Annotated in this window: 19 protein-coding genes; 3 read left to right on the top strand and 16 right to left on the bottom strand. The window is 67.3% G+C overall.

Annotated elements, in window-relative coordinates:
* Nucleotides 1-4: 4 nt before the first annotated feature.
* The 4 genes from E7T10_RS04265 to E7T10_RS04250 form a co-directional block, all read right to left on the bottom strand.
* Nucleotides 5-679: a DUF4893 domain-containing protein gene (locus E7T10_RS04265; RefSeq protein WP_137720869.1), complete on the bottom strand. Its 675-nt coding sequence runs from the start codon at nucleotides 677-679 to the stop codon at nucleotides 5-7.
* Nucleotides 680-718: 39 nt separating this feature from the next.
* Nucleotides 719-985 (bottom strand): response regulator, encoded by a 267-nt coding sequence (locus tag E7T10_RS15675; RefSeq protein ID WP_246846139.1) that lies wholly within the window; start codon nucleotides 983-985, stop codon nucleotides 719-721.
* Nucleotides 913-2025 carry a HAMP domain-containing sensor histidine kinase gene (locus tag E7T10_RS04255; RefSeq protein WP_168189883.1) on the bottom strand — a complete coding sequence of 371 codons (1113 nt, stop codon included), beginning with the start codon at nucleotides 2023-2025 and terminating at the stop codon, nucleotides 913-915. Before E7T10_RS04255 ends, E7T10_RS15675 begins: the two co-directional genes overlap by 73 nt.
* Before the next feature lie 71 nt (nucleotides 2026-2096).
* Nucleotides 2097-3104, bottom strand: a complete 1008-nt coding sequence (locus E7T10_RS04250; protein WP_137720866.1) for a DUF4167 domain-containing protein — start codon at nucleotides 3102-3104, stop codon at nucleotides 2097-2099.
* A gap of 353 nt (nucleotides 3105-3457) precedes the next feature.
* Here E7T10_RS04250 and E7T10_RS04245 point away from each other — a divergent pair, with 353 nt between their 5' ends.
* The gene (locus E7T10_RS04245; protein WP_137720865.1) at nucleotides 3458-4690 is read left to right on the top strand and encodes an NAD-dependent epimerase/dehydratase family protein; all 1233 of its coding nucleotides are present in this window, start codon (nucleotides 3458-3460) and stop codon (nucleotides 4688-4690) included.
* An 8-nt stretch (nucleotides 4691-4698) separates the two neighbouring features.
* Nucleotides 4699-5592, top strand: coding sequence for an SDR family NAD(P)-dependent oxidoreductase (locus E7T10_RS04240; protein ID WP_137720864.1), 894 nt, complete (start codon nucleotides 4699-4701; stop codon nucleotides 5590-5592).
* Between the two features lie 57 nt (nucleotides 5593-5649).
* Here the strand turns inward: E7T10_RS04240 and E7T10_RS04235 are convergent, their stop codons facing one another.
* The 7 genes from E7T10_RS04235 to E7T10_RS04205 form a co-directional block, all read right to left on the bottom strand.
* Nucleotides 5650-6261 carry a DUF1134 domain-containing protein gene (locus tag E7T10_RS04235; protein ID WP_017506335.1) on the bottom strand — a complete coding sequence of 204 codons (612 nt, stop codon included), beginning with the start codon at nucleotides 6259-6261 and terminating at the stop codon, nucleotides 5650-5652.
* Nucleotides 6262-6401: 140 nt separating this feature from the next.
* The gene (locus tag E7T10_RS04230) at nucleotides 6402-6665 is read right to left on the bottom strand and encodes a hypothetical protein (protein ID WP_137720863.1); all 264 of its coding nucleotides are present in this window, start codon (nucleotides 6663-6665) and stop codon (nucleotides 6402-6404) included.
* Nucleotides 6666-6823: 158 nt separating this feature from the next.
* Nucleotides 6824-8164 carry an APC family permease gene (locus E7T10_RS04225; protein ID WP_137720862.1) on the bottom strand — a complete coding sequence of 447 codons (1341 nt, stop codon included), beginning with the start codon at nucleotides 8162-8164 and terminating at the stop codon, nucleotides 6824-6826.
* Nucleotides 8165-8208: 44 nt separating this feature from the next.
* A complete protein-coding gene (gene pheT, locus E7T10_RS04220) occupies nucleotides 8209-10632 on the bottom strand; it encodes a phenylalanine--tRNA ligase subunit beta (RefSeq protein WP_137720861.1) in 2424 nt (807 codons plus the stop codon).
* A complete protein-coding gene (locus E7T10_RS04215; protein WP_137720860.1) occupies nucleotides 10629-11024 on the bottom strand; it encodes a hypothetical protein in 396 nt (131 codons plus the stop codon). Before E7T10_RS04215 ends, pheT begins: the two co-directional genes overlap by 4 nt.
* A gap of 53 nt (nucleotides 11025-11077) precedes the next feature.
* Nucleotides 11078-12154: a phenylalanine--tRNA ligase subunit alpha gene (pheS, locus tag E7T10_RS04210; protein ID WP_091748933.1), complete on the bottom strand. Its 1077-nt coding sequence runs from the start codon at nucleotides 12152-12154 to the stop codon at nucleotides 11078-11080.
* Between the two features lie 41 nt (nucleotides 12155-12195).
* Entirely contained in the window at nucleotides 12196-13170 is a 975-nt protein-coding gene (locus E7T10_RS04205; protein WP_137720859.1) for a polysaccharide deacetylase family protein, read from the bottom strand.
* Between the two features lie 168 nt (nucleotides 13171-13338).
* On the opposite strand from E7T10_RS04205, the gene E7T10_RS04200 reads away from it, so the two are divergent.
* On the top strand, nucleotides 13339-14934 hold the full coding sequence (locus tag E7T10_RS04200; RefSeq protein WP_137720858.1) for an ATP-binding protein: 1596 nt from the start codon (nucleotides 13339-13341) through the stop codon (nucleotides 14932-14934).
* Nucleotides 14935-15025: 91 nt separating this feature from the next.
* Here the strand turns inward: E7T10_RS04200 and rplT are convergent, their stop codons facing one another.
* From rplT to E7T10_RS04175, 5 genes are all read right to left on the bottom strand, one after another.
* On the bottom strand, nucleotides 15026-15379 hold the full coding sequence (rplT, locus tag E7T10_RS04195) for a 50S ribosomal protein L20 (RefSeq protein WP_017506327.1): 354 nt from the start codon (nucleotides 15377-15379) through the stop codon (nucleotides 15026-15028).
* A 122-nt stretch (nucleotides 15380-15501) separates the two neighbouring features.
* Entirely contained in the window at nucleotides 15502-15699 is a 198-nt protein-coding gene (gene rpmI, locus E7T10_RS04190; RefSeq protein ID WP_137720857.1) for a 50S ribosomal protein L35, read from the bottom strand.
* Nucleotides 15700-15860: 161 nt separating this feature from the next.
* The gene (locus E7T10_RS04185) at nucleotides 15861-17165 is read right to left on the bottom strand and encodes an MFS transporter (protein WP_137720856.1); all 1305 of its coding nucleotides are present in this window, start codon (nucleotides 17163-17165) and stop codon (nucleotides 15861-15863) included.
* A gap of 84 nt (nucleotides 17166-17249) precedes the next feature.
* Nucleotides 17250-17771, bottom strand: a complete 522-nt coding sequence (gene infC, locus E7T10_RS04180; RefSeq protein ID WP_039244129.1) for a translation initiation factor IF-3 — start codon at nucleotides 17769-17771, stop codon at nucleotides 17250-17252.
* A gap of 125 nt (nucleotides 17772-17896) precedes the next feature.
* On the bottom strand, nucleotides 17897-18859 hold the full coding sequence (locus E7T10_RS04175) for a glycosyltransferase family 9 protein (RefSeq protein ID WP_137720855.1): 963 nt from the start codon (nucleotides 18857-18859) through the stop codon (nucleotides 17897-17899).
* Nucleotides 18860-18928: the final 69 nt, after the last annotated feature.

Raw genomic sequence — 18928 nt, 5'->3', positions numbered from 1 at the left:
AACCTTAGCCGCGCGGCGCCGGGACCAGCTCGATCAGGTCCAGATTGGATTCGGTGTTGGGCCACGGCAGGACCAGGCGCCACCGCGCCTCGCCGATGCGTTGCAGGATGGCGACCAAATCGCGGTCGGGGTTGCGGCCATAGGTGTTGGCGGCCGGCTCCTGCGCCAGGGCCAGCGAGCCGAGCATCACCATATGGCGGTCGTCTTCGGGAAAGAGCAGGCCGGAGGGGCGCTGCGAGCCGGTTAGCTTGGAGAACTTCAAGCCTTTCGGCGTCTGTTCGATGCGGCAGGCGAACCAGCCGTAGACGACGTAACCGAGCCCGTCCTCGCCCCCCTGGGTGCCCAGTTTGACCGTGCGGCAGCGATAGTCGCCGGGCAGGGGCGCGACGCCGGGCCGGTCGGCCTTGGGGTCGATCAGATCGCCCAGGCTGTTCAAGTCGCCGGAGCCGCGCTGACGCTTGGCCTGTTGCAGGGCCAGGGTCCAGGCGGCGTCGACCCGGCGGTAACGGTCCCGGTCGCCGGAGGTAATGACGCCGCGCCAGTCCATCAGCGCGCCCGATGCGCCGGACGGCGGCGGGGGTGGCGGCGGCGGGGTCGAGGCGCAGGCGGCGACGGCGCACAGGACGGCCAGCGGCGCCAGACGACGCGCGAGCGAGCGGAACGAGACGAAACGGGACATCGACGCTTCCCTTGGGGCAACCAGGCGGACTTAAGCCTCTTAGGCCCTCTCGCGACCGTCGGCGTCAACCTCCGGGCCGCCCAAGGCCGTATTCAGGGCCGTATTCAGCGCCGCAGCCAGGGCCGCCAGATCCAGCGGCTTGGCCAGCCAGGCGTCGAAGCCGGAGGCGCGGCCGCGCGCCCGGTCCGGCGCCGAGACGGCCGCCGTCAGCGCCAGGACCGGCACGTGGCGCGTCAGGGGGTCGACGCCCAGCCGCGCCTTGACCTCATAGCCGTCCATGTCCGGCAGGCCGATGTCGAGCAGGATGATATCGGGTCTGAGCGCGCGCGCCAGATCCAGCCCTCCGGTCCCGTCGTCGCGGCGTGCAGCGTCAGGCCCAGGCCGCTCGCCGCCTGGCGCATCAGGGCGATGTTGGCGGGATTGTCCTCGATATAGAGCACGACCGCCTGACGCGATGACGCCAGACCCGGCGCGGGGGCTGCCGGCAGGCTGAGTGAAAAGACCGCGCCCGCGCCGGGGTCGCGCGCCATGGTCAGGGCGCCGCCCATCCGCTCGGTCAACCGCTGGACCGAGGCGACGCCGAGGGCGGTGCCGCCTCTGGCGTCGCGACCATCCAACGGGCGGAACGGTCGGTCGTCGCCTGCCCCGGTCAGACTCATGCCGGCGTCATGGATGGCGATGATGATCCGGTCCTCGGCGCGCGACATCTCCATGCGCACCGTGCCTCCGCCGGGCGAATGGCGCAGGGCGTTCTCGACCAAGCGGCGCAGGATGCGGCGGATCTGGCCCGGATCGGCCATGACGCACAGGCCGTGGGCAGGCGGCGGACAGGCCAGCGTCACCCCTGCTTCTCGCGCCTGCGCCTCCAGCCCATCGCAGACCTGGCGCAGCGCCAGACGCAGATCGACGCGGTGCAGCGAAGGCGAACCGCCGCCGTCAGCGTCCATGAAGGCTTCGCTTTCCTCGATCAGAGCCAACAGGACGCCGGCCGCGGCCTCGATCTGACGCACGAACTGAGCCTGACGCGCGGTCAGGGGGTCGGCCTGGTCGTTGGCTCGCAATAATTGAGAGAAGCCCATGATGGTGGTCAGCGGGTTGCGCAATTCGCGCCCCAGGGCCTGCATGATTTCGTCCCGCGTCCGCAGCTCGGCGGTCAGGCGATCGACCTCGCCCTCGGCCGTCGTCAGGGCGTGGCGCAGGCCTTGGGTCTGCTGCACGATGCGGGCTTCGAGCCGAGCGTTCTCACGACGCAGGCGCTCGGCGACCCCGTGCGCCTGAAGCCAGAGCCAGATCCCGGCGCAGGTCCCCGCCAGCGCCAGGGACAAGACAAGCAAGACGAAATCCATGACGCCCCTCCGACGCGCCATCTTGGCGCGCCGGGGTTGCGTTCAGGTAAATATACTCGCTTGGGTTGCTATCAGTCTTCGCTGGCTGCGGCGGCTTCGGGCTTGCGGCGCGGCGCACGGCGACGCGGGGCCGCCTCGCCTTCGGCCTGCTCGGCCGGGGCCGACGACGCCGGCGCGCGGGTCAGAAAGCCCGGCAGGGCGGTCGGGGCGTCGCCCTCATCCGCCGCGACAGCGGCGGCGGTGCGGCGCGGACGGCGTGCGGGCCGTTCATCGGCGGCCGGCGCCTCGACGCTCGGCGTTTCAGTCACAGGGGCTTCAGCGGCGGGCGCCTCGCTGACGGCTTCGGCGCGGTCGGCCTCGGCATAGGCAGGAGCTACGCCCTCAGCGCCGTCTTGGCCGCCGTCCTGATTGTCGAAGCGGCGATTGCGTTCCTCGCGCCGACGCTCCCAGCGTTCGCGGCGGCTTTCGCGACGACCGCCGCCCTCGCCCTCGGCGCGGACCTCGTCGCCCTCGCGCGGCTCGCGGGGTTCGCGCGGCTGCTGGCCGTCGCGGTTCTGGTCACGGTCACGATCGCGGTTCTGATCGCGGTCGCGGTCGCGGTTGTCACGATCCCGGTCCCGGTCCCGGTCGCGATTGTAGTCGCGGTCGCGGTTCTGGTTCTGCTCGGCGCGTTCGGCGGCCTCTGCGGCCTGACGGTCGGCGGCCTGCTGGGCGGCGACGAAGGCGGCGGCCTGGGCGCCCGATTCGTCCTCGAAGTCGATGTCGAAGCCCTGGTTGGACTGTTCGCGCGCGGCGATGTCCGAGAAGGACCGCTGCGGCTGGAGCGCGCGCAGGACGCGATAATAGTGCTCGGCGTGCTGCTGATAGTTTTCGGCCAGCACCCGGTCGCCGCTGGAGGCCGCATCGCGGGCCAGCTGCTGATAGCGCTCGTACACCGTCTGGGCGTTGCCCCGGACCTTGATGTTCTCGGGGCCCTGCGAATCCCACGAACGATTCGGATTGGCGTTGTTGGCGTTATTGGCGCCCGCCTTGTTCCGATTGCGTCCGCGCTGACGCTTCATGCCCTTGAAATCTCTCATTCGCGCTACCGTGTGCAGGGGCGGACCAAAGCCTGAAGGCCGGTTCCGTCCGTTTCGTGGTTCCGTCTCGCTCGGGGCCGATCCCCGATTGTCGAACTGTCGGAATGCCTTGTCGCCCGCATGGTGCGCCGGTCCTTTGGGGACCGACCGTCATGGCCGGCTCAAGCCGCGAACAGCCGGGTATGCGCCCGTAAAGCTGCGATTGAGTGGGAGACGGCAGAGACTTAACCCGAGTGAGCGGCCTTTCCAAGCGATATTCGTCAATGCGTCGCACCGAACCCTGCACGGCGGCGCTTTGCCAAGCGCGACGGCTGGGCTAGGCATGACCTTTGAGACGACGACGAGGCGATCCCATGCGCGTGCTGGTTCTGGGCGGCGACGGTTTTTGCGGCTGGCCCACGGCCCTGCATCTGTCGGCCGAAGGGTGGGACGTGACCATCGTCGACAACCTGAGCCGCCGCAACATCGACAACGAGCTGGAGGTCCAGTCCCTGACGCCGATCCGCACCATGGGCGAGCGGATCAAGGCGTGGAAAGACGTGTCCGGCCGTGACATCGGCTTCGTCAACATGACGGTGGGCAAGGAGTTCGACCGCCTGGTCGCCCTGATCCGCGACTTTGCACCCGACAGCGTGGTGCATTTCGCCGAGCAGCGGGCCGCCCCCTATTCGATGAAGTCGGCGCGGCACAAGCTGTACACCGTCGACAACAACATCAACGCCACCAACCATCTGCTGGCCGCCATCGTCGAAAGCGGCTTGGACGTCCACCTGGCGCACCTGGGGACGATGGGCGTCTATGGCTACGGCACGGCGGGCCTGCGCATCCCCGAGGGTTATCTGAAGGTGACGGTGGAGACCGACAATGGTCCCGCCGAGCAAGAAATCCTGTTCCCGCCCAATCCGGGCAGCATCTATCACATGACCAAGACGCAGGACGCCCTGCTGTTCCAGTTCTATGCCCGCAACGACAATCTTCGCATCACCGACCTGCACCAGGGCATCGTCTGGGGCACCCAGACCGAACAGACCAAACAGGACGAACGACTGATCAACCGCTTCGACTATGACGGCGATTACGGCACGGTGCTGAACCGCTTTCTGATGCAGGCGGCGGTCGGCTATCCGCTGACGGTGCATGGGTCGGGTGGCCAGACGCGGGCCTTCATCCATATTCAGGACACGGTGCGCTGCGTCGAACTGGCGCTGAAGAACCCGCCCAAGCGGGGCGACCGGGTCAAGATCCTGAACCAGATGACCGAGAGCCGCCGCGTGCGCGATCTGGCGGCCATGATCGCCGACAAGACCGGCGCCGAAATCCACAATGTCGCCAATCCGCGTCAGGAGGCCGACGAGAACGATCTGGTCGTCGCCAACGATCAGTTCCGTGATCTGGGGCTCAAGCCGATCACTCTGGCGCAAGGCCTGATGGACGAGGTGACGGAAATCGCCCGCCGCTATGCCGACCGGGCCGATCTGGGTCGGGTGCCGTGCGTGTCCGCCTGGAACCAACGCCGGGCGGAGGCGCTGGAAAATGAGGCGCGACCGGCAGTCGACGCGCCGCCTTCCCAAGTTCTGACGGCCTGAGTTTCGTAATGCCTATCGCCTCCCCTCCCCTCGATCTGCTGGTCTTCGGCGGCGGCTATCTGGGACGGGCGGCGGCGCTGGAGGCCATGAGGCGCGGCGGACGCGCGACCGCCACCTCTCGCGATCCCGAGCGGCGCCGCGCCCTGGCGGCCGACGGGATCATGGCCATCGACCCCAGCGATACGGCGGCCCTGAAGACGGCGCTGGAAGCGGCGACGGCCGTGCTGATCACAGCCGCGCCGGACGCCCAAGGCTGTCCCGGTCTGCGGGCCCTGGGGCCTCTTGCGGGCGACGCTTGGCCCGACTGGATCGGTTATGTCTCCTCCACCTCCGTCTACGGCGACCGGGCCGGCGGATGGGTGTTCGAGGACGGGCCTCTGAACGCCGCCAATCTGGAGGGCGCACGCCGCGTCCGGGCCGAACGCGATTGGCTGGACGGGGCGCAGGGGATGGGGCTGACGGTCCAGATCTTCCGCCTGCCCGGTTTCTACGGGCCGGCGCGCAGCGTGGTCGAGCGGTTGAGGGAAGGCACGGCGAAACTGGTCAGAAAGCCCGGCCAGGTCTTCAACCGCATCCATGTGGATGACATCGTCTCGGGCCTGTTCGCCTCGATGGCGCAGCCGCGACCGGGCGCCGCCTACAATCTGACCGACGACGAACCCTCGCCCGCCGATGTGGTGATGGAATGGGCGGCGGATCGGATGGGCCTGCCCCGCCCGCCCCAGGTGGACTGGACCGACGACAGCGTCAGCGAGGCGATGCGTCGCTTCTATCTGGATTCCAAGCGCGTCTCGAACGCCCTGGCCAAGGCCGAACTGGGCTGGCGGCCCGCCTATCCCAGCTGGCGCGAGGGGCTGGCGACGCTGATGGACGCGCCGCCGCCGCTGCGATTGGTGAGCTAACCCGCGAAGCGGCCACGCGCTCAAGCCGCAAGCGACCGCGTCGCGAGCTTAGCGCGCTTAGAACGGCAGCAGATTGCGCTGACGGCTGTAGCTCATGGTGCCGACGTTGGCGCCCAGGCGCAGGCCGACGCCGGTGCGGATGGGGGCCAGGACGATGCCGTCGGCGCGCTGATAGTTCACGCCCAGGCCCGCGACCAGATAGGCCGAGCCCTCGATGCCGGGATAGCGGCGATAGATCATGTCGGGGTGGTACAGGCCATAGACCAGGGTGAAGACGCGGCTGGCGTTGCCGCCCCAGTCCCAACCCACCGACGCGCCCTGCCAGAACACTTCCTGAGACGCCGACAGGTCCTTCATATGCAGGGCGCCGCGGCCATAACGGGCGCCGACGACGACGGCACCGGAGCCTTCCTCGCCCGCGATATAGGCGGTCGGGCGGTCGCCCTGGTCAGCGAAGACACGCTCGATCGCGCCGCCCACGACCTCGGCCGCGATGCCCAGCTCGCGCGAGCCGGCCGAAACCAGTTCATCGAAGCTGTAGGCCTGGGCGGTCTGGTCTGAGCGGATCGGATAGTTGGGATCGCGCGGCGGCGCCGAGGCGCAGGCGCCCAGCGACGAGGCGCCGGCGGCGGTGGCGAGGCCCGAAAGGATCAGTTGGCGGCGATGCATGGAGGGCGCTCCGAAAGGCGACGAGAGGACGGCCGGCTGGCGCGCCGGTCTTGGCCTCACCGTCCCCGACCTTTGCGGCAGCCTTGCGGCTTCAAGGTTAACGGGGTCTTACCCACTCACAGCGACAGCAAGGCGAATGACTACCTTCGGCCTTTGTCGTAGCCATCTTTAACGGTTTTTACGCAGTGTCCTGCGGCCTCGGCCGATACATGCATGAAACCCGTAATGAAATTGCCTACAGCCTTACGGGAGTGATCAGCATTCTTTGCAGAAACCATAGCTGAAGCCTGCTGGTGCGTCAGCCCCTTCGACAGAACGCGGTGATCGGTATCTAAATGATTATGAATCATACGATGCTTTCGACCGTCAAAAATAACCTGCCAGTGCTGGACTTCTCTGTTCATCTACTTCTCCCCAAACTTCGAATGAAGTCACTACGAGACGACACTTATCTCTTCACGGCAATAGCAACTACAGGCAAAGCCGATCCCCGTGCTGGCAACCAGTGACTCGATATCGTCTCGGGCCAGAGCGGACAATCGTGATTGGAATACTTCAAGGATTATAGGAAGACGCGCTTTCGTCGGACTAACAACCAGGCGAGGCCGATCAGGACCGCCAGCATTCCAAAGGCCTTTCCAGCCGTCAAAGGATCCTCGACCACGAAGATCACGAACAGGGTCGTATTGATCGCCAGGGCGATGATCGCCGGCAGGGGATAGAGCGGCATCTTCCAGGGGCGTTCCAGATTGGGCTCGCGCACCCTCAGGACGATGACGGCGGCGTTCACCAGCACGCTCATCAGCGCCAGCAGCGACGTCGAAAAGGTCAGCAGGGTTTCATAGACGCCGATCGTGGCCAGCAGCCCACCGGCCAGCACGGTGGCGATCAGGGCCAGACGCGGCGTGCCGTTGGCGGCGACCCGGGTCAGGGCCGAAATCTGATACTCGCGCGCCATGGCGAACAGGACGCGCGGGAACACCATGACCATCGCATTGATGATCGTCACCAGCGACACCAGCGAAATGGCCGTGACGATTGAGCCGGCGACATCGCCGAACACCCGACCGGCCGCATCCGCCGCGAGGAGGTTCGACCCGGCCATCTCGGCCGGCGTCAGGACGTTCAGATAGGCCAGGTTGGCCAGCACATAGATCACCGTCACCACGGCGATGCCCGAGAAGGTCGCCCGCGCGATCGTCCGGCCCGGATCGACGACCTCTTCGCAGAAGTAGGAGGCGCTGTTCCAGCCGTAGTAGGTGCCGGAAATAGCCCGCAGGGCCATGACGATGCCGCCGAAGGTCAGGGCCGCCGCCGTCGCCGGCGCGATCTCGGTCGCGACGGGCGCGCCGCGCGGCGCCAGGAACAGGCCGATGATCAGCACGGTGAACAGGGCCGCCTTGACCGCGCTGCCGATCTCCTGCGCCCGACCGCCGACCTTGGTGCCCAGCCATTGCACGCTGCCCACCACGACCACAATCAAGAGGGCCAGGACGCCGATCGGCACGCTGGTCGCGACGCCTAGTCGGTGCAGATATTCGCCGAAGACCACGGCGATGAAGGCGATGCCGCCCATATTGCCCAGCCAGTCGCAAACGCCGACGGCGAGGCCGGTCAGCGACCCGAAGGCGCGTCGGGCAAAGATATAGGGGCCGCCCGTCTTGCGGATCGAGGCGGCCAGTTCGACGGTCGACATGGCGTCGATCCAGGCGACCAGACCGGCGACGCACCACAGCGCGATGATGATCGTGGGGTTCTGAACCCCCTCGGCGACCACGCCCGGCGTGCGCAGTATGCCCTGACCGATGACGCCGCCGACCACGACGGCGACGCCGAACGTCACGCCCAGGACACGCAGCAGATGGCCGCGATCCGGTTGGGCCGCCTGAGGTTCCGTCGTCATCGCCAATGTCCCCCGCGCCGCCTGAACGACGGCGCTGCGCTCCCTCAAGCCCGCAGCTTGCCGCCCTGCTTTTCGACCGCTCCGACGACCTTGGCGGTCAGGGCCTCGATCTCGGCTTCGGTCAGGGTGGCTTCGCGCGGCTGGATCACGACCTCCAGGGCGACGGACTTGAAGCCCTCGTCCACGCCCTTGCCGCGATAGACGTCGAAGACGCGCACGTCCGCGACCAGGGCCTTGTCGGCCCCCGTCGCGGCCCGGACCAGATCGCCCACAGGCTTGGCGTCTTCCACCACGAAGGCGAAGTCGCGGGTCAGGGGCATGAAGGCCGACAGGTCCGCCGAGCCGCGCGCCTTGCCGCTTTTGCCGCGTGGCTCCGGCACATTGTCCAGCACGATTTCGAAGGCCAAGATCGGACCGTCAGCGTCCAGCGCCTTCAGGACGCGCGGATGCAGTTCGCCGAGCTCGACCATCACATTCTTGGGGCCCAGTTGCAGCCGGGCCGAACGGCCAGGGTGCCACCAGTCGCGGTTCTGGCCCTGGACCAGTTGCAGCGAGGCGACCGGGGCGCCGATCTCTTCCAGCAGGGTGGTCAGGTCGCCCTTGAGCGCGAACAGGGCGTCCTCACCGGCGCCGGCCCAGTGACGGGCGGCGTGCGGGGCGACCAGGCCGGCGATGACCGTGCGCTGATCCGCCGGACCGTCGCCCAGATAGATGGGGCCGATCTCGAACAGGGCGGCGTCGGCGAAACCGCGCGCGGCGTTCCTCGCCGCCGCCTGGACCAAGTTCGGCAGGGCCGAGGGCCGCATGCAGTCCAGATCGGCCGCGATGGGGTTCTCCAGCACCAGCCGATCATCCCCGCCGCCGAACAGGGCCGCGGTCGACTGTTTGGTGAAGGACCACGTGACGGCCTCGGCGTAACCGAGGGCCGCCAGGGCGCGACGCGCGGTGCGGACGCGGGCCTGGCGGAGGCTCAACACGCCGCCGGCGGGGCGGGCGACCTCGGGCAGAGGCGTATCGGGCAGGCTGTCGAAGCCCTCGATGCGCGCAACCTCTTCCACCAGATCGGCCGGACCTTCGACGTCGCGACGCCATGAGGGCGGGGTGACGATCCAGGGCTCGGCCTGACCGGCCGGCGCGGCCTGAACCAGGAACCCGAGCTGGCCCAGGATGGTCCCGATCCGGTCGTCGGCCAGATCCATGCCGCTGAGACGCTTCACATAGGCGGGGTCGAAGGCGAAGGGCGCCGGGCTGGCCGGCGGTTCGCCGACAAAGACGATGTCCGACGGCTCGCCGCCGCACAGGTCCAGGATCAAACGCGTGGCCAGTTCCAGACCCGGCGTGACCGAGACCGGATCGACGCCGCGCGCGAACCGGTACTGGGCGTCGGAGTGGATGCCCAACGCACGGCCGGTCTGGGCGATGACCAGCGGGTCAAACCAGGCGCTTTCCAGGAAGACGTCGGTGGTGGTCTCGTCGCAGCCGGTCGATTCCCCGCCCATCACGCCGCCCAGGCCGATGGGGCGCTCGCCCCCGGCGTCGGCGATGATGCAGTCGGCTGCGGATGCGGCGTAGGTCTTGCCGTCCAGGGCGATCAGATGCTCGTGCCCGCCGGTCGCGGCCGAAACCTGCCCCGCCCGCACCACGATCTCCGTTCCTGACAGCTTGGCGACGTCATAGACGTGCAGCGGGCGAGCGCGGTCATAGGCGATCAGATTGGTCACATCGACCAGACGGTTGATCGAGCGCAGGCCGATGGCCGTCAGACGCTTCTGCAGCCACGCCGGCGACGGGCCGTTCTTGACGCCGCGAATGACGCGACCGGCGAAAACCGGGCACATCTCGGGAGCCTCCAGCCGCACGCTGATCGGCGACGGGAAGGCCCCGCGCACCACGGCGATGTCGAAATGCTTCAGCTTGCCGACGCTGGCGGCGGCCAGATCCCGCGCGATGCCGGCCACGCCCAGCCAGTCGGGCCGGTTCGGCGTGACCTCGAAATCGATGACCGGCTCGGCGCCGAACAGGCCGGCGACCGGCGTGCCCACGGGGATTTCGGGCGGCAGCTCCTGAATGCCGTCGCTCTCGTCCGACAACTCGAGCTCCGAGGCCGAGCACAGCATGCCGTTCGACACCACGCCGCGCACCGGCTTCTCGACCAGGGTCACGCCCAGGCCCGGCACATAGGCGCCGATGGGGGCGTAGATGGTGGTCAGGCCCGCCCGCGCGTTCGGCGCGCCGCAGACGATCTCCTTCATCCCGTCGACCGTCTCGACCTGGCAGACCTGCAGCCGGTCGGCGTTGGGGTGACGCTCGGCCGAAACGATCTTGGCCACAGTGAACGGCGCCAGTTTGGAGGCGGGGTCGAGCACCTCCTCGACCTCCAGCCCGGCCATGGTCATGGCCTCGGCGATCTGCTGAACATCCGCCTCGGTTTCGAGGTGGTCCTTCAGCCAGGACAGGGTGAACTTCATGCCGCCGGTCCCGCCACCGTCGGAACAGCCGCCAGCTGCTCCAGAATATCTGCGGCTCCGGTGAAGCCGACATTGTAGAATTCGCAGCCCACGAAGGTGCAGTCATGCATCGGGATGGTGCCCAGCGCCTTGTCCCCCATCGGCTGGAGCAGAAGATTCTTCATACCCCCGCGCGAGTCGCCGAAGTTCGTCTCATCGAACGTCGTGCCGGGTCCGACCAGAACGATCGCCGGGCCATCCAGCCGGCAACCGGTGAAGGTGCGCCCCACGACAGCGCCCTTGTCACGGCAATGCTGATAAAGATCGTGCAGGTTCAGATCGACGTTCTCGAATGTCGTCTGGGTCAAATCGCGTGCAAGATTGACGGGTCGGTTGATCGGCAAACGCGCCATTACTTTAGCCTCTTAATCGGTATGACGCGGCTTTGGCAGCGTCACTCATGGGTTCAGCTCAGGCCCGAGGCCGGGTTGGGGGCGGCGAAGGCCGAGAAGCCGTAGTGGGACAGCCAGCGGGTGTCGGCGTCGAACATGGGGCGCAGGTCGGGCACGCCGTATTTCAGCATGGCCAGCCGATCCACGCCCATGCCGAAGGCGAAGCCCTGATATTCGTCCGGGTCGATGCCGCAGTTCCTGAGCACATTGGGATGCACCATCCCGCAGCCCAGAATCTCCAGCCAGTCGTCGCCGGTGTTGAACACCAGTTTTCCGCCAGAGCGATCGCAGCGGATGTCCATTTCGGCCGACGGTTCGGTGAAGGGGAAGTGGTGCGGACGGAAGCGCGCCTGGACCGCGTCCAGTTCGAAGAAGCGGGCGATGAAGGTCTGAAGCGTGGTCTTCAGGTGGCCCATGTGAATGTCACGGTCGATCACCAGACCCTCGATCTGGTGGAACATCGGCGTGTGGGTGGCGTCCGAATCCTTGCGGAAGGTGCGGCCCGGGGCGACGATGCGGATCGGCGGCTTTTGCGACATCATGGTTCGGACCTGCACCGGGCTGGTGTGGGTCCGCAGCACCTTGCGCTCGCCCGTCTCGGGGTCGGGCTTCAGGAAGAAGGTGTCGTGCATTTCCCGCGCCGGGTGTTTGGGCGGGAAGTTCAGGGCCGTGAAGTTGTGGAAGTCGTCCTCGATGTCCGGACCTTCGGCCACAGCGAAGCCCATCTCGGCGAACAGGGCGATCATCTCGTCCATCACCTGCATGGTCGGGTGGACCCCGCCCTTCCTGCGCGGACGCGCCGGCAGGGTCAGATCGATGCGTTCCGACAGCAGACGCGCGTCCAGTTCGGCGGCTTCCAGCGCGGTCTTCTTCGCGGCGATGGCGGCGGCGACGCGGTCGCGCAGGCCGTTGATCATCGGCCCCTGTTCACGGCGTTCGTCGGGGCTCATGGCGCCCATGCCCTTCAGCAGGCCGGAGACGGAGCCGGACTTGCCCAGGGCGGCGACGCGCACCTCTTCCAGGGCGGCGACGGTTTCCGCGCCGCCGATGGCGTTGATCAGGTCGAGTTCGAGTGTGGCGAGATCGGTCATTTGCCCCGTGCCTTAACGGGTGGAAACCGTTTCGTCACCCTTCAAGGGGCCGATGCGAGGGCCTGAAGTTCCGACGCCGGCGCCTTGTTGGCCGCAACGATCCAGGCGGGCGGTTCCGGCTCCCAGCGGATGGGCCGGCCGTCGGTCCGCATCCAGCGGTGCAACCACGAGATTCCGTTGGCGCGGACATAGGTGTCAGGGTGCTGATAGATCGGATCGGCCAGCGCCTCTTCCAGCGGCACGAAGCGATAACCGCGCGCCAGATACAGGGCGTGGATCTGCGGATACCAGGCCTGGTTCAGGGTGTTGGCGTGCAGCAACAGCACCTGCGCCGGTTCACGCCCGTCCGCCACCTCGGCGCTGTAAGGTTCGAAGAAGTCCAGCACCGTCGCCATATGCGCCACATAGGCCTGACCGATGCGCTGCATCAGCGCCTGATCGCCGATCTGCTCGGCCTTGCGATAAACGTCGGCGAACATCCAGTCGTTGTTGTCGAGGGTCACCGGCGCAATCGTATAGCCGCGCTGGGCCAGGCCGGCGGCGATGGCGTCGTGCTTTTCCTGCGTCTCGCCGGTGAAAAGATAAGGGTGACGGAACCAGCGCAATGACCGTCCGCGAGCCTCAAGCACCTGCCGAACGATCGGCGCCCCAGCGTCCACGTCGGCCAGATAGGCCTCAACCGTCGTCGCGTGGATGTTCAGATGGGTGTTGGTGTGGTTGCCCAAGCCAAGACCGGCGTCCAGCCAAACGTTAAGCACGCGGGGCAGGATCGTGGCGCGCTCGGCCTCGCAGACCTTGCCCGCATTGACGAAGGCTGTGCCGTGCGTATCCAGCGGCTTCAGCATGGCGACGAAATCCTGGGTGATCGTCATCAGGCGCGCCGGATCGCACAGGGTCGCCGCATCCGTCTGGAACGGCAGGTCGTCGAAGGTCACGGCGACGCGTCGGTCCTGCGCAGCAGCGGCGGTGGTCAGGGCAAGGGCTGCAGCCAGGCCGCAAATCAAGGTGCGCATCATCGGGCGAGGCTATCGAAGTCGCGTCCGCGAGGGAATATCGCGCGCAGTCAGGACTTTCCATCCGCCCACGGATCGACTGTCGAAAACCCGCCGCGAAAGGTTCATGAACGGCAAAGCTGGCGTTAAATATCACCGTCTAATCAGGCCTCCGAACTTGCGAGGATCTTGATGCCGCTGATCGGTGATTTCGTCGACTTGATCGCGCCCGTGGCCCCGTCCACGCCAGGCGCGGATGTGTTCGAACGGTTCCAGACCGAGCCGAACACCCTGGCCCTGGCCGTCGTCGATGACGATGGCCGCCCCCTAGGCATCATCGAACGCAACGCCTTCACCCTGAGGATGGCGGCCGAGTTCGGACGCGCCCTGTATGCCCGAAGGCCCGCCGAAAGCCTGATGGACCGCAATGCGCCGGTGGCGGAGGCGGCGACCAGCGCCGAGGCCTTCTTCCAGGCTTATGGTGCGGCTGAGCTGGGCGCCTTGCTGACCGGCTTCATCGTGGTGGCAGGCGGCCGCTATGTCGGCGTCGGCACGGCGCTGCAGGTGGTTCAGGCGGGCGCGGCCCTGCACCGCCAGCGGGCCGAGGAGATGAGCGCCCTGGCCCGCGACCTGGCCCTGGCCGAGGCCGAGGCCGTCGCCTCCAGCCGGGCCAAGTCCGAGTTCCTGGCGGTGATGAGCCACGAGATCCGCACGCCCCTGAACGGGGTGCTGGGCGTCGCGGCCCTGATGGACAAGAAGCTGGAGCAGGAAGAGCTGCGCCCCTACGTCCGCACCGTGATCGATTCGGGCCAGAGCCTGCTGCGGTTGCTGACCGACGCGCTGGACATGTCACGCGCCTCGGCCGGCATGCTGACGCTGGAGGAGGAGCCGCTCGACCTGTCGGCCGTCGCCTTCGACATCGACGCCCTGTGGCGCGCGCGGGCCGAGGAAAAGGCCCTGGCCCTGACCATCCGCACCGACCTGGCCGTTCCCTGCGTTCAGGCCGACGGGATGCGGCTGAAGCAACTGCTGAACAACCTGATCGGCAATGCGCTGAAGTTCACCCTGACGGGCGAGGTCGTCGCCCTGATCGAAAGCCACGCCGACGGCGAGGTGATCTTCACCGTGGACGACAGCGGACCCGGCGTGCCCGAGGCGGCGGCCGCGACCATCTTCGATCCCTTCAACACCGGAAAGGCCGGGCGCGAGGGGGCGGGCGCGGGCCTGGGCCTAGCCATCTGCCGACAGATCGCCGAACGGATGGGCGGCGCGATCTCGCTGGGCGCCTCGCCCCAGGGCGGCGCGCGCTTCCAGGTGCGCCTGCCGCTGCGCGTCGCGACCGAGAGCGCGGCGCCCGCCCCCGCCTTGGCCGAGCCGACGCCGCACGACACCCTGCATGTGCTGGTGGTGGACGACAACGCCACCAACCGCTTCGTCGCCGGCAAGCTGCTGGAGATGTTCGGCTGCACCTGCGAGATGGCCGAGAACGGGCGCGAGGCGGTGGACGCCGTAATGGCCCGTCCGTTCGACCTGGCCCTGATGGACATCAAGATGCCCGTGATGGACGGGGTCGCCGCGACGCGGGCTATCCGCGCCCTGCCCGGCCCGGCCGGCGCCCTGCCGATCCTGGCCCTGACGGCGAACGCCGACGAGCGCGACGAGCTGGACTATATCGCCGCCGGCATGAACGGCGTGGCGCAAAAGCCGATCCAGCCCGACGCCCTGCTGAACGCCATCCGCATGGTGCTGGCGCAGAGCCAGCCATCGCAGGTCCCCAAGGCGGCCTGAAACGAAGAACGCCCGCCCCGGAAACCGGAGCGGGCGTCATTCTTGTTGCGCTACGCTCGCGACGCGGTCGCTCGCGGCTTGAGCACAGTTCTTACGCCAGGGCGGCGCGGACCTTGTCGGCGACGGCCTTGAAGCCGGTCGCGTCGGCGGCGATCGCGGCCAGAACCTTGCGGTCCAGTTCGATGCCGGCTTTGTTCAGGCCGTTGATGAACTGGCTGTAGGTGAAGCCTTCCAGACGGGCGGCGGCGTTGATGCGCTGGATCCACAGGGCGCGGAAGTTGCGCTTCTTGGCGCGACGGTCGCGATAGGCGTATTGCCCGGCGCGATCGACGGCGGCCTTGGCCGTACGGATGGTATTCTTGCGGCGGCCGGAGAAGCCCTTGGCCTGCTCCAGAACCTTCTTGTGCTTGGCGTGCGAGGTTACGCCACGTTTAACGCGAGCCATGATGTTTTTCCCTTAGGGAAGTCCCTATCGCGCGCCGCCCACCTTGCTAGGTTTTGGGGCTTGCTGCTTGAGGGACCGTGGTTCAAATTCAGTGCGAAAAGATCGTCTGCCTGTCGTTCGCCTTAGGCGTACGGCATGTAGGATTTGATCTTCTTGGCGTCGGCGTCGGCCATGATCGAGGTGCCGCGGTTCTGGCGGATGTATTTCGAGTTGTGGCTGATCAAGCGGTGACGCTTGCCCGCAACGCCGGCCTTAACCTTGCCAGTGGCCGTGAATTTGAAGCGCTTCTTGGCGCCCGACTTCGTCTTCAGTTTCGGCATTTCAGTCTCCTTTTTGGAGGGCTACCGTCCTTTGGACTGCTTGAGCCCGTGGGAGGTATCTCTCCAGAGTTTAAGAACCGCCCAGGCATGCCTGTTCGCCTGGCGGTTCGGTACGCGAAGGCGCGGCTTCTACGTGAAGAGCGCCGCCATTGCAAGACGAGTCAGGCCGGGGCTTTCACGCCGCCCTCGCCGCTGCGAATGACGCGCCCGGCGTTGATCGCCATCAGGGCCGCCGGGAGGGTCAGCAGCGCCCCGATCACAAAGGGCCAGTCATGCCCCAGCCCCGAGAACAGCGCGCCCGCGATCATCGGCCCGAAGATGCGCGCCACCGAGCTGGAGGCCATGTTCAGACCCAGCATGGCCCCCTGCCGATCCGGCGGCGAGGCGCGGCTGATCATGGCCGAGATGTTGGGCATGGCCAGCGACATGCCGCACGCGCCGATCGCCATCACGATCGGGATGATCCAGCCCTGGACGACCGGGATCGTCAGGGCGCCCAGCTCGAGCCGCGTCGCGGGAAACCACGCGACCGGAGCCAGCACCTGCAACACCAGCGAGGTTCCAAACAGCAGCATGCCGGTGGCCAGCACGCGCGATTCGCCGAACCGCCGCGCCAGCCGCCCGGCGAAGAACCCCTGGTTCAGCGTCGAGACGATGCCCACGATCATGAAGCTGAGCCCCACCTCGCGCGCGCCCCATTGATAGCGGCTCTCGGACCACAGGCCGAACACGCTCTCCATCGCCGAAAACCCGGCCATATAGATCAGGGTCACGACCAGCACGCGCGACACCACCGCGTTGTCGCGCGCAGCCTTCAGCCCCGCCAGGAAGGCCGGACGCGGTGCTGTGGGATCGGCCTTGGCCCGGCTCTCGCGCAGGAAGACGACGACGCCGACCGCCGCGACCGCCGCCAACGCCGCCGCCAGGAAGATCGGCAGCTGATAGCCCAGCCGTCCCAGCTGCGGCTGCGTCAGCAATCCGCCCAGCCCCGGCCCGACGATGAAGCCCAGGCCGAACGCGGCGCCGATCAGGCCCATCCGCCCGGCCCGCTGCTCGGGCGGGGTCACATCGGCCACATACCCCTGAACCGTCGAGATATTGCCGGCGCCCAGGCCGGTGAACAGCCTGACTGCGATCGCCAGCCAGATGTTGGGCACGAAGGCCAGCATCAGATAGCCCAGCGCATTGGCGATCAGGGTCATCAACAGCACGGGCTTTCGCCCGATCCGATCCGACAACCGCCCCCAGAACGGCTCGGCGAAGAACTGACCCAGCGAATAGGCCGAGAACATCAGCGTGATCTGCCACGCCTCGGCCTTCAGGCTCTGGGCGAAGAACGGCAGCAACGGCACCACCAGCCCGAACCCGACGAGATTGATGAACACCGTCGCAAACAGCACGGCCAGAGCCGGCGTCTTGAGCTTGGGCGGCGGGGTGCGCGCAGCGACCGTATCGGCGTTCGTCATTGCCTACGCTTAGCCGTTTCTCCCGCAAAGAAAAACGCCCCGGTCGCGGGACCGGGGCGTTTGGCATTCAGCGATGGATTGCGATCAGCGCGGGGCCAGGATCATGATCATCTGGCGGCCTTCCATCTTGGGCGCGAACTCGACCTTGGCGATTTCGTCGAAATCGGCCTGGACCTTGTTCAGCAGCTTCATGCCCAGTTCGGGGTGCGCCATTTCGCGACCGCGGAAGCGCAGGGTCACCTTGACCTTGTCGCCCTCGTCGAAGAAGCGGTGCATGGCCTTGGCCTTCACCTCATAGTCGTGGGTGTCGATGTTCGGACGGAGTTTGATCTCCTTCAGCTCGACGACCTTCTGGCGCTTGCGCTGCTCGGCCTTCTTCTTCTGTTCCTGGAAACGGTGCTTGCCGTAATCGAGGATCTTGGCCACCGGCGGCTCGGAGGTGGAGACGATCTCGACCAGGTCCAACCCGGCTTCCTCGGCGGCTTCCAGAGCGGCGGAGGTGGGCATGACGCCCTGTTTTTCGCCGTTCTGGTCGATGAGCAGAACGCGAGGGGCACGGATATCCTGGTTCATACGCGGCCCGTCTTTCACGGGTGGCGCTTGCATGGGACGGCGAATGGGCGTCGTTTCCTTATGTGGTCAGAGAAGGCGTATGTCGTGATGAGCGAATGCACGCGGCGATCGCCACGTTCCCCTCAAGGCCGGCAATATGCGCCGCGAGCCCCGATTTTTCAAGGGTTCGCAGGCGTTTCGACGATGTAGGCGTCATGCAGCGCCAACACCGCGTTGAACACGTGATCCACCGTCAGGTCCTCGATCGGCGCGAACTGGCCGCGGGTCTCGTTGGACGCCGCCGTGCGCGTCTTGGGCCCCCACGGCCCATACAGCCACCACTCCGTCGGACCGAACAGGCCCAGGGTCGGACGGCCCAGCGCCGCCGAGACGTGCATCAGTCCTGAATCATTGCCGACGAACAGATCGGCCCGGTCGATGGCGGCGGCGGAGGCCAGGATGTCGCCCTTGCCGACGAAATCTATGCCGCGCGGGCCAGCAGCTTCCAAAGCCGGGGTCGCGGGCGGCCGGTCGCCCGGTCCGCCCACCGGCATGAAGCGCCAGCCGTCGAAGCGCGGCTCAGTTTTCAGCCTCTCGACCAGCGCGCCCCAGCGGTCGGCGGGCCAGCTCTTGCCCGGCTGGTGCGCAATGGGCGCCAGAGCGATGATCGGCCCCGTACCCGCGCCGCCCGCCAGCTGCGGATCGATGACGGCTGCTGCCTCGGCCCGCGCCTGATCGTCCAGGAAGATTTCGGGATCCAGCGGCGTCGGCGACCCCATCAGGCGCGACACCATCTCGACCTTGCGCAGGCCCGTCTCCCACGAGCGGTTATAGACGATGCGCCGCTTCGCCGGGATCAGATAGCTGAGCGCCGAACCCCGGATGTCGATGACCAGGTCCCAGCGCGTACCGACGACCTGTTTCCACAGATCGACCCAGTGCCCGGCCAGCTTCTTCTTATCCAGCACGATGGTGCGCACGACGCCGGGCGCATTGCGGAAGAAGGGCGCGGGCGGCCGACCGCATGCGACGGTGATCTCGGCCCCCGGGACCTGACGCGCAATCTCGCGGATCACGCCGGACGAGATGACGCAGTCGCCGATGCGGTTGGAGGTGACGAACAGGACCTGGGGTGCGGACATGGGTCTGTGTTCCGCCATCGCGCGTCGCGGTCAAGGGTGACGACGGCGGAAAGTCCGGGCAGAACGGCG

Source organism: Brevundimonas sp. SGAir0440, from assembly GCF_005484585.1.
Taxonomy (GTDB): Bacteria; Pseudomonadota; Alphaproteobacteria; order Caulobacterales; family Caulobacteraceae; genus Brevundimonas.
This window is presented reverse-complemented; position numbering and strand designations above follow the sequence as displayed.

What these genes read in the sequence shown, in the direction of transcription:
- E7T10_RS04200 (WP_137720858.1), top strand. Translation starts at nt 13,339, where the DNA reads ATGCCGCTGATCGGTGATTTCGTCGACTTGATCGCGCCCGTGGCCCCG.
- E7T10_RS04185 (WP_137720856.1), bottom strand. Translation starts at nt 17,165, where the DNA reads ATGACGAACGCCGATACGGTCGCTGCGCGCACCCCGCCGCCCAAGCTC.
- pheS (WP_091748933.1), bottom strand. Translation starts at nt 12,154, where the DNA reads ATGACCGATCTCGCCACACTCGAACTCGACCTGATCAACGCCATCGGC.
- E7T10_RS04250 (WP_137720866.1), bottom strand. Translation starts at nt 3,104, where the DNA reads ATGAGAGATTTCAAGGGCATGAAGCGTCAGCGCGGACGCAATCGGAAC.
- rplT (WP_017506327.1), bottom strand. Translation starts at nt 15,379, where the DNA reads ATGGCTCGCGTTAAACGTGGCGTAACCTCGCACGCCAAGCACAAGAAG.
- E7T10_RS04225 (WP_137720862.1), bottom strand. Translation starts at nt 8,164, where the DNA reads ATGACGACGGAACCTCAGGCGGCCCAACCGGATCGCGGCCATCTGCTG.
- E7T10_RS04175 (WP_137720855.1), bottom strand. Translation starts at nt 18,859, where the DNA reads ATGTCCGCACCCCAGGTCCTGTTCGTCACCTCCAACCGCATCGGCGAC.
- E7T10_RS04265 (WP_137720869.1), bottom strand. Translation starts at nt 679, where the DNA reads ATGTCCCGTTTCGTCTCGTTCCGCTCGCTCGCGCGTCGTCTGGCGCCG.
- E7T10_RS04255 (WP_168189883.1), bottom strand. Translation starts at nt 2,025, where the DNA reads ATGGATTTCGTCTTGCTTGTCTTGTCCCTGGCGCTGGCGGGGACCTGC.
- pheT (WP_137720861.1), bottom strand. Translation starts at nt 10,632, where the DNA reads ATGAAGTTCACCCTGTCCTGGCTGAAGGACCACCTCGAAACCGAGGCG.
- E7T10_RS04230 (WP_137720863.1), bottom strand. Translation starts at nt 6,665, where the DNA reads ATGAACAGAGAAGTCCAGCACTGGCAGGTTATTTTTGACGGTCGAAAG.
- rpmI (WP_137720857.1), bottom strand. Translation starts at nt 15,699, where the DNA reads ATGCCGAAACTGAAGACGAAGTCGGGCGCCAAGAAGCGCTTCAAATTC.
- E7T10_RS04235 (WP_017506335.1), bottom strand. Translation starts at nt 6,261, where the DNA reads ATGCATCGCCGCCAACTGATCCTTTCGGGCCTCGCCACCGCCGCCGGC.
- E7T10_RS04215 (WP_137720860.1), bottom strand. Translation starts at nt 11,024, where the DNA reads ATGGCGCGTTTGCCGATCAACCGACCCGTCAATCTTGCACGCGATTTG.
- E7T10_RS04245 (WP_137720865.1), top strand. Translation starts at nt 3,458, where the DNA reads ATGCGCGTGCTGGTTCTGGGCGGCGACGGTTTTTGCGGCTGGCCCACG.
- infC (WP_039244129.1), bottom strand. Translation starts at nt 17,771, where the DNA reads ATGCAAGCGCCACCCGTGAAAGACGGGCCGCGTATGAACCAGGATATC.
- E7T10_RS04205 (WP_137720859.1), bottom strand. Translation starts at nt 13,170, where the DNA reads ATGATGCGCACCTTGATTTGCGGCCTGGCTGCAGCCCTTGCCCTGACC.
- E7T10_RS04240 (WP_137720864.1), top strand. Translation starts at nt 4,699, where the DNA reads ATGCCTATCGCCTCCCCTCCCCTCGATCTGCTGGTCTTCGGCGGCGGC.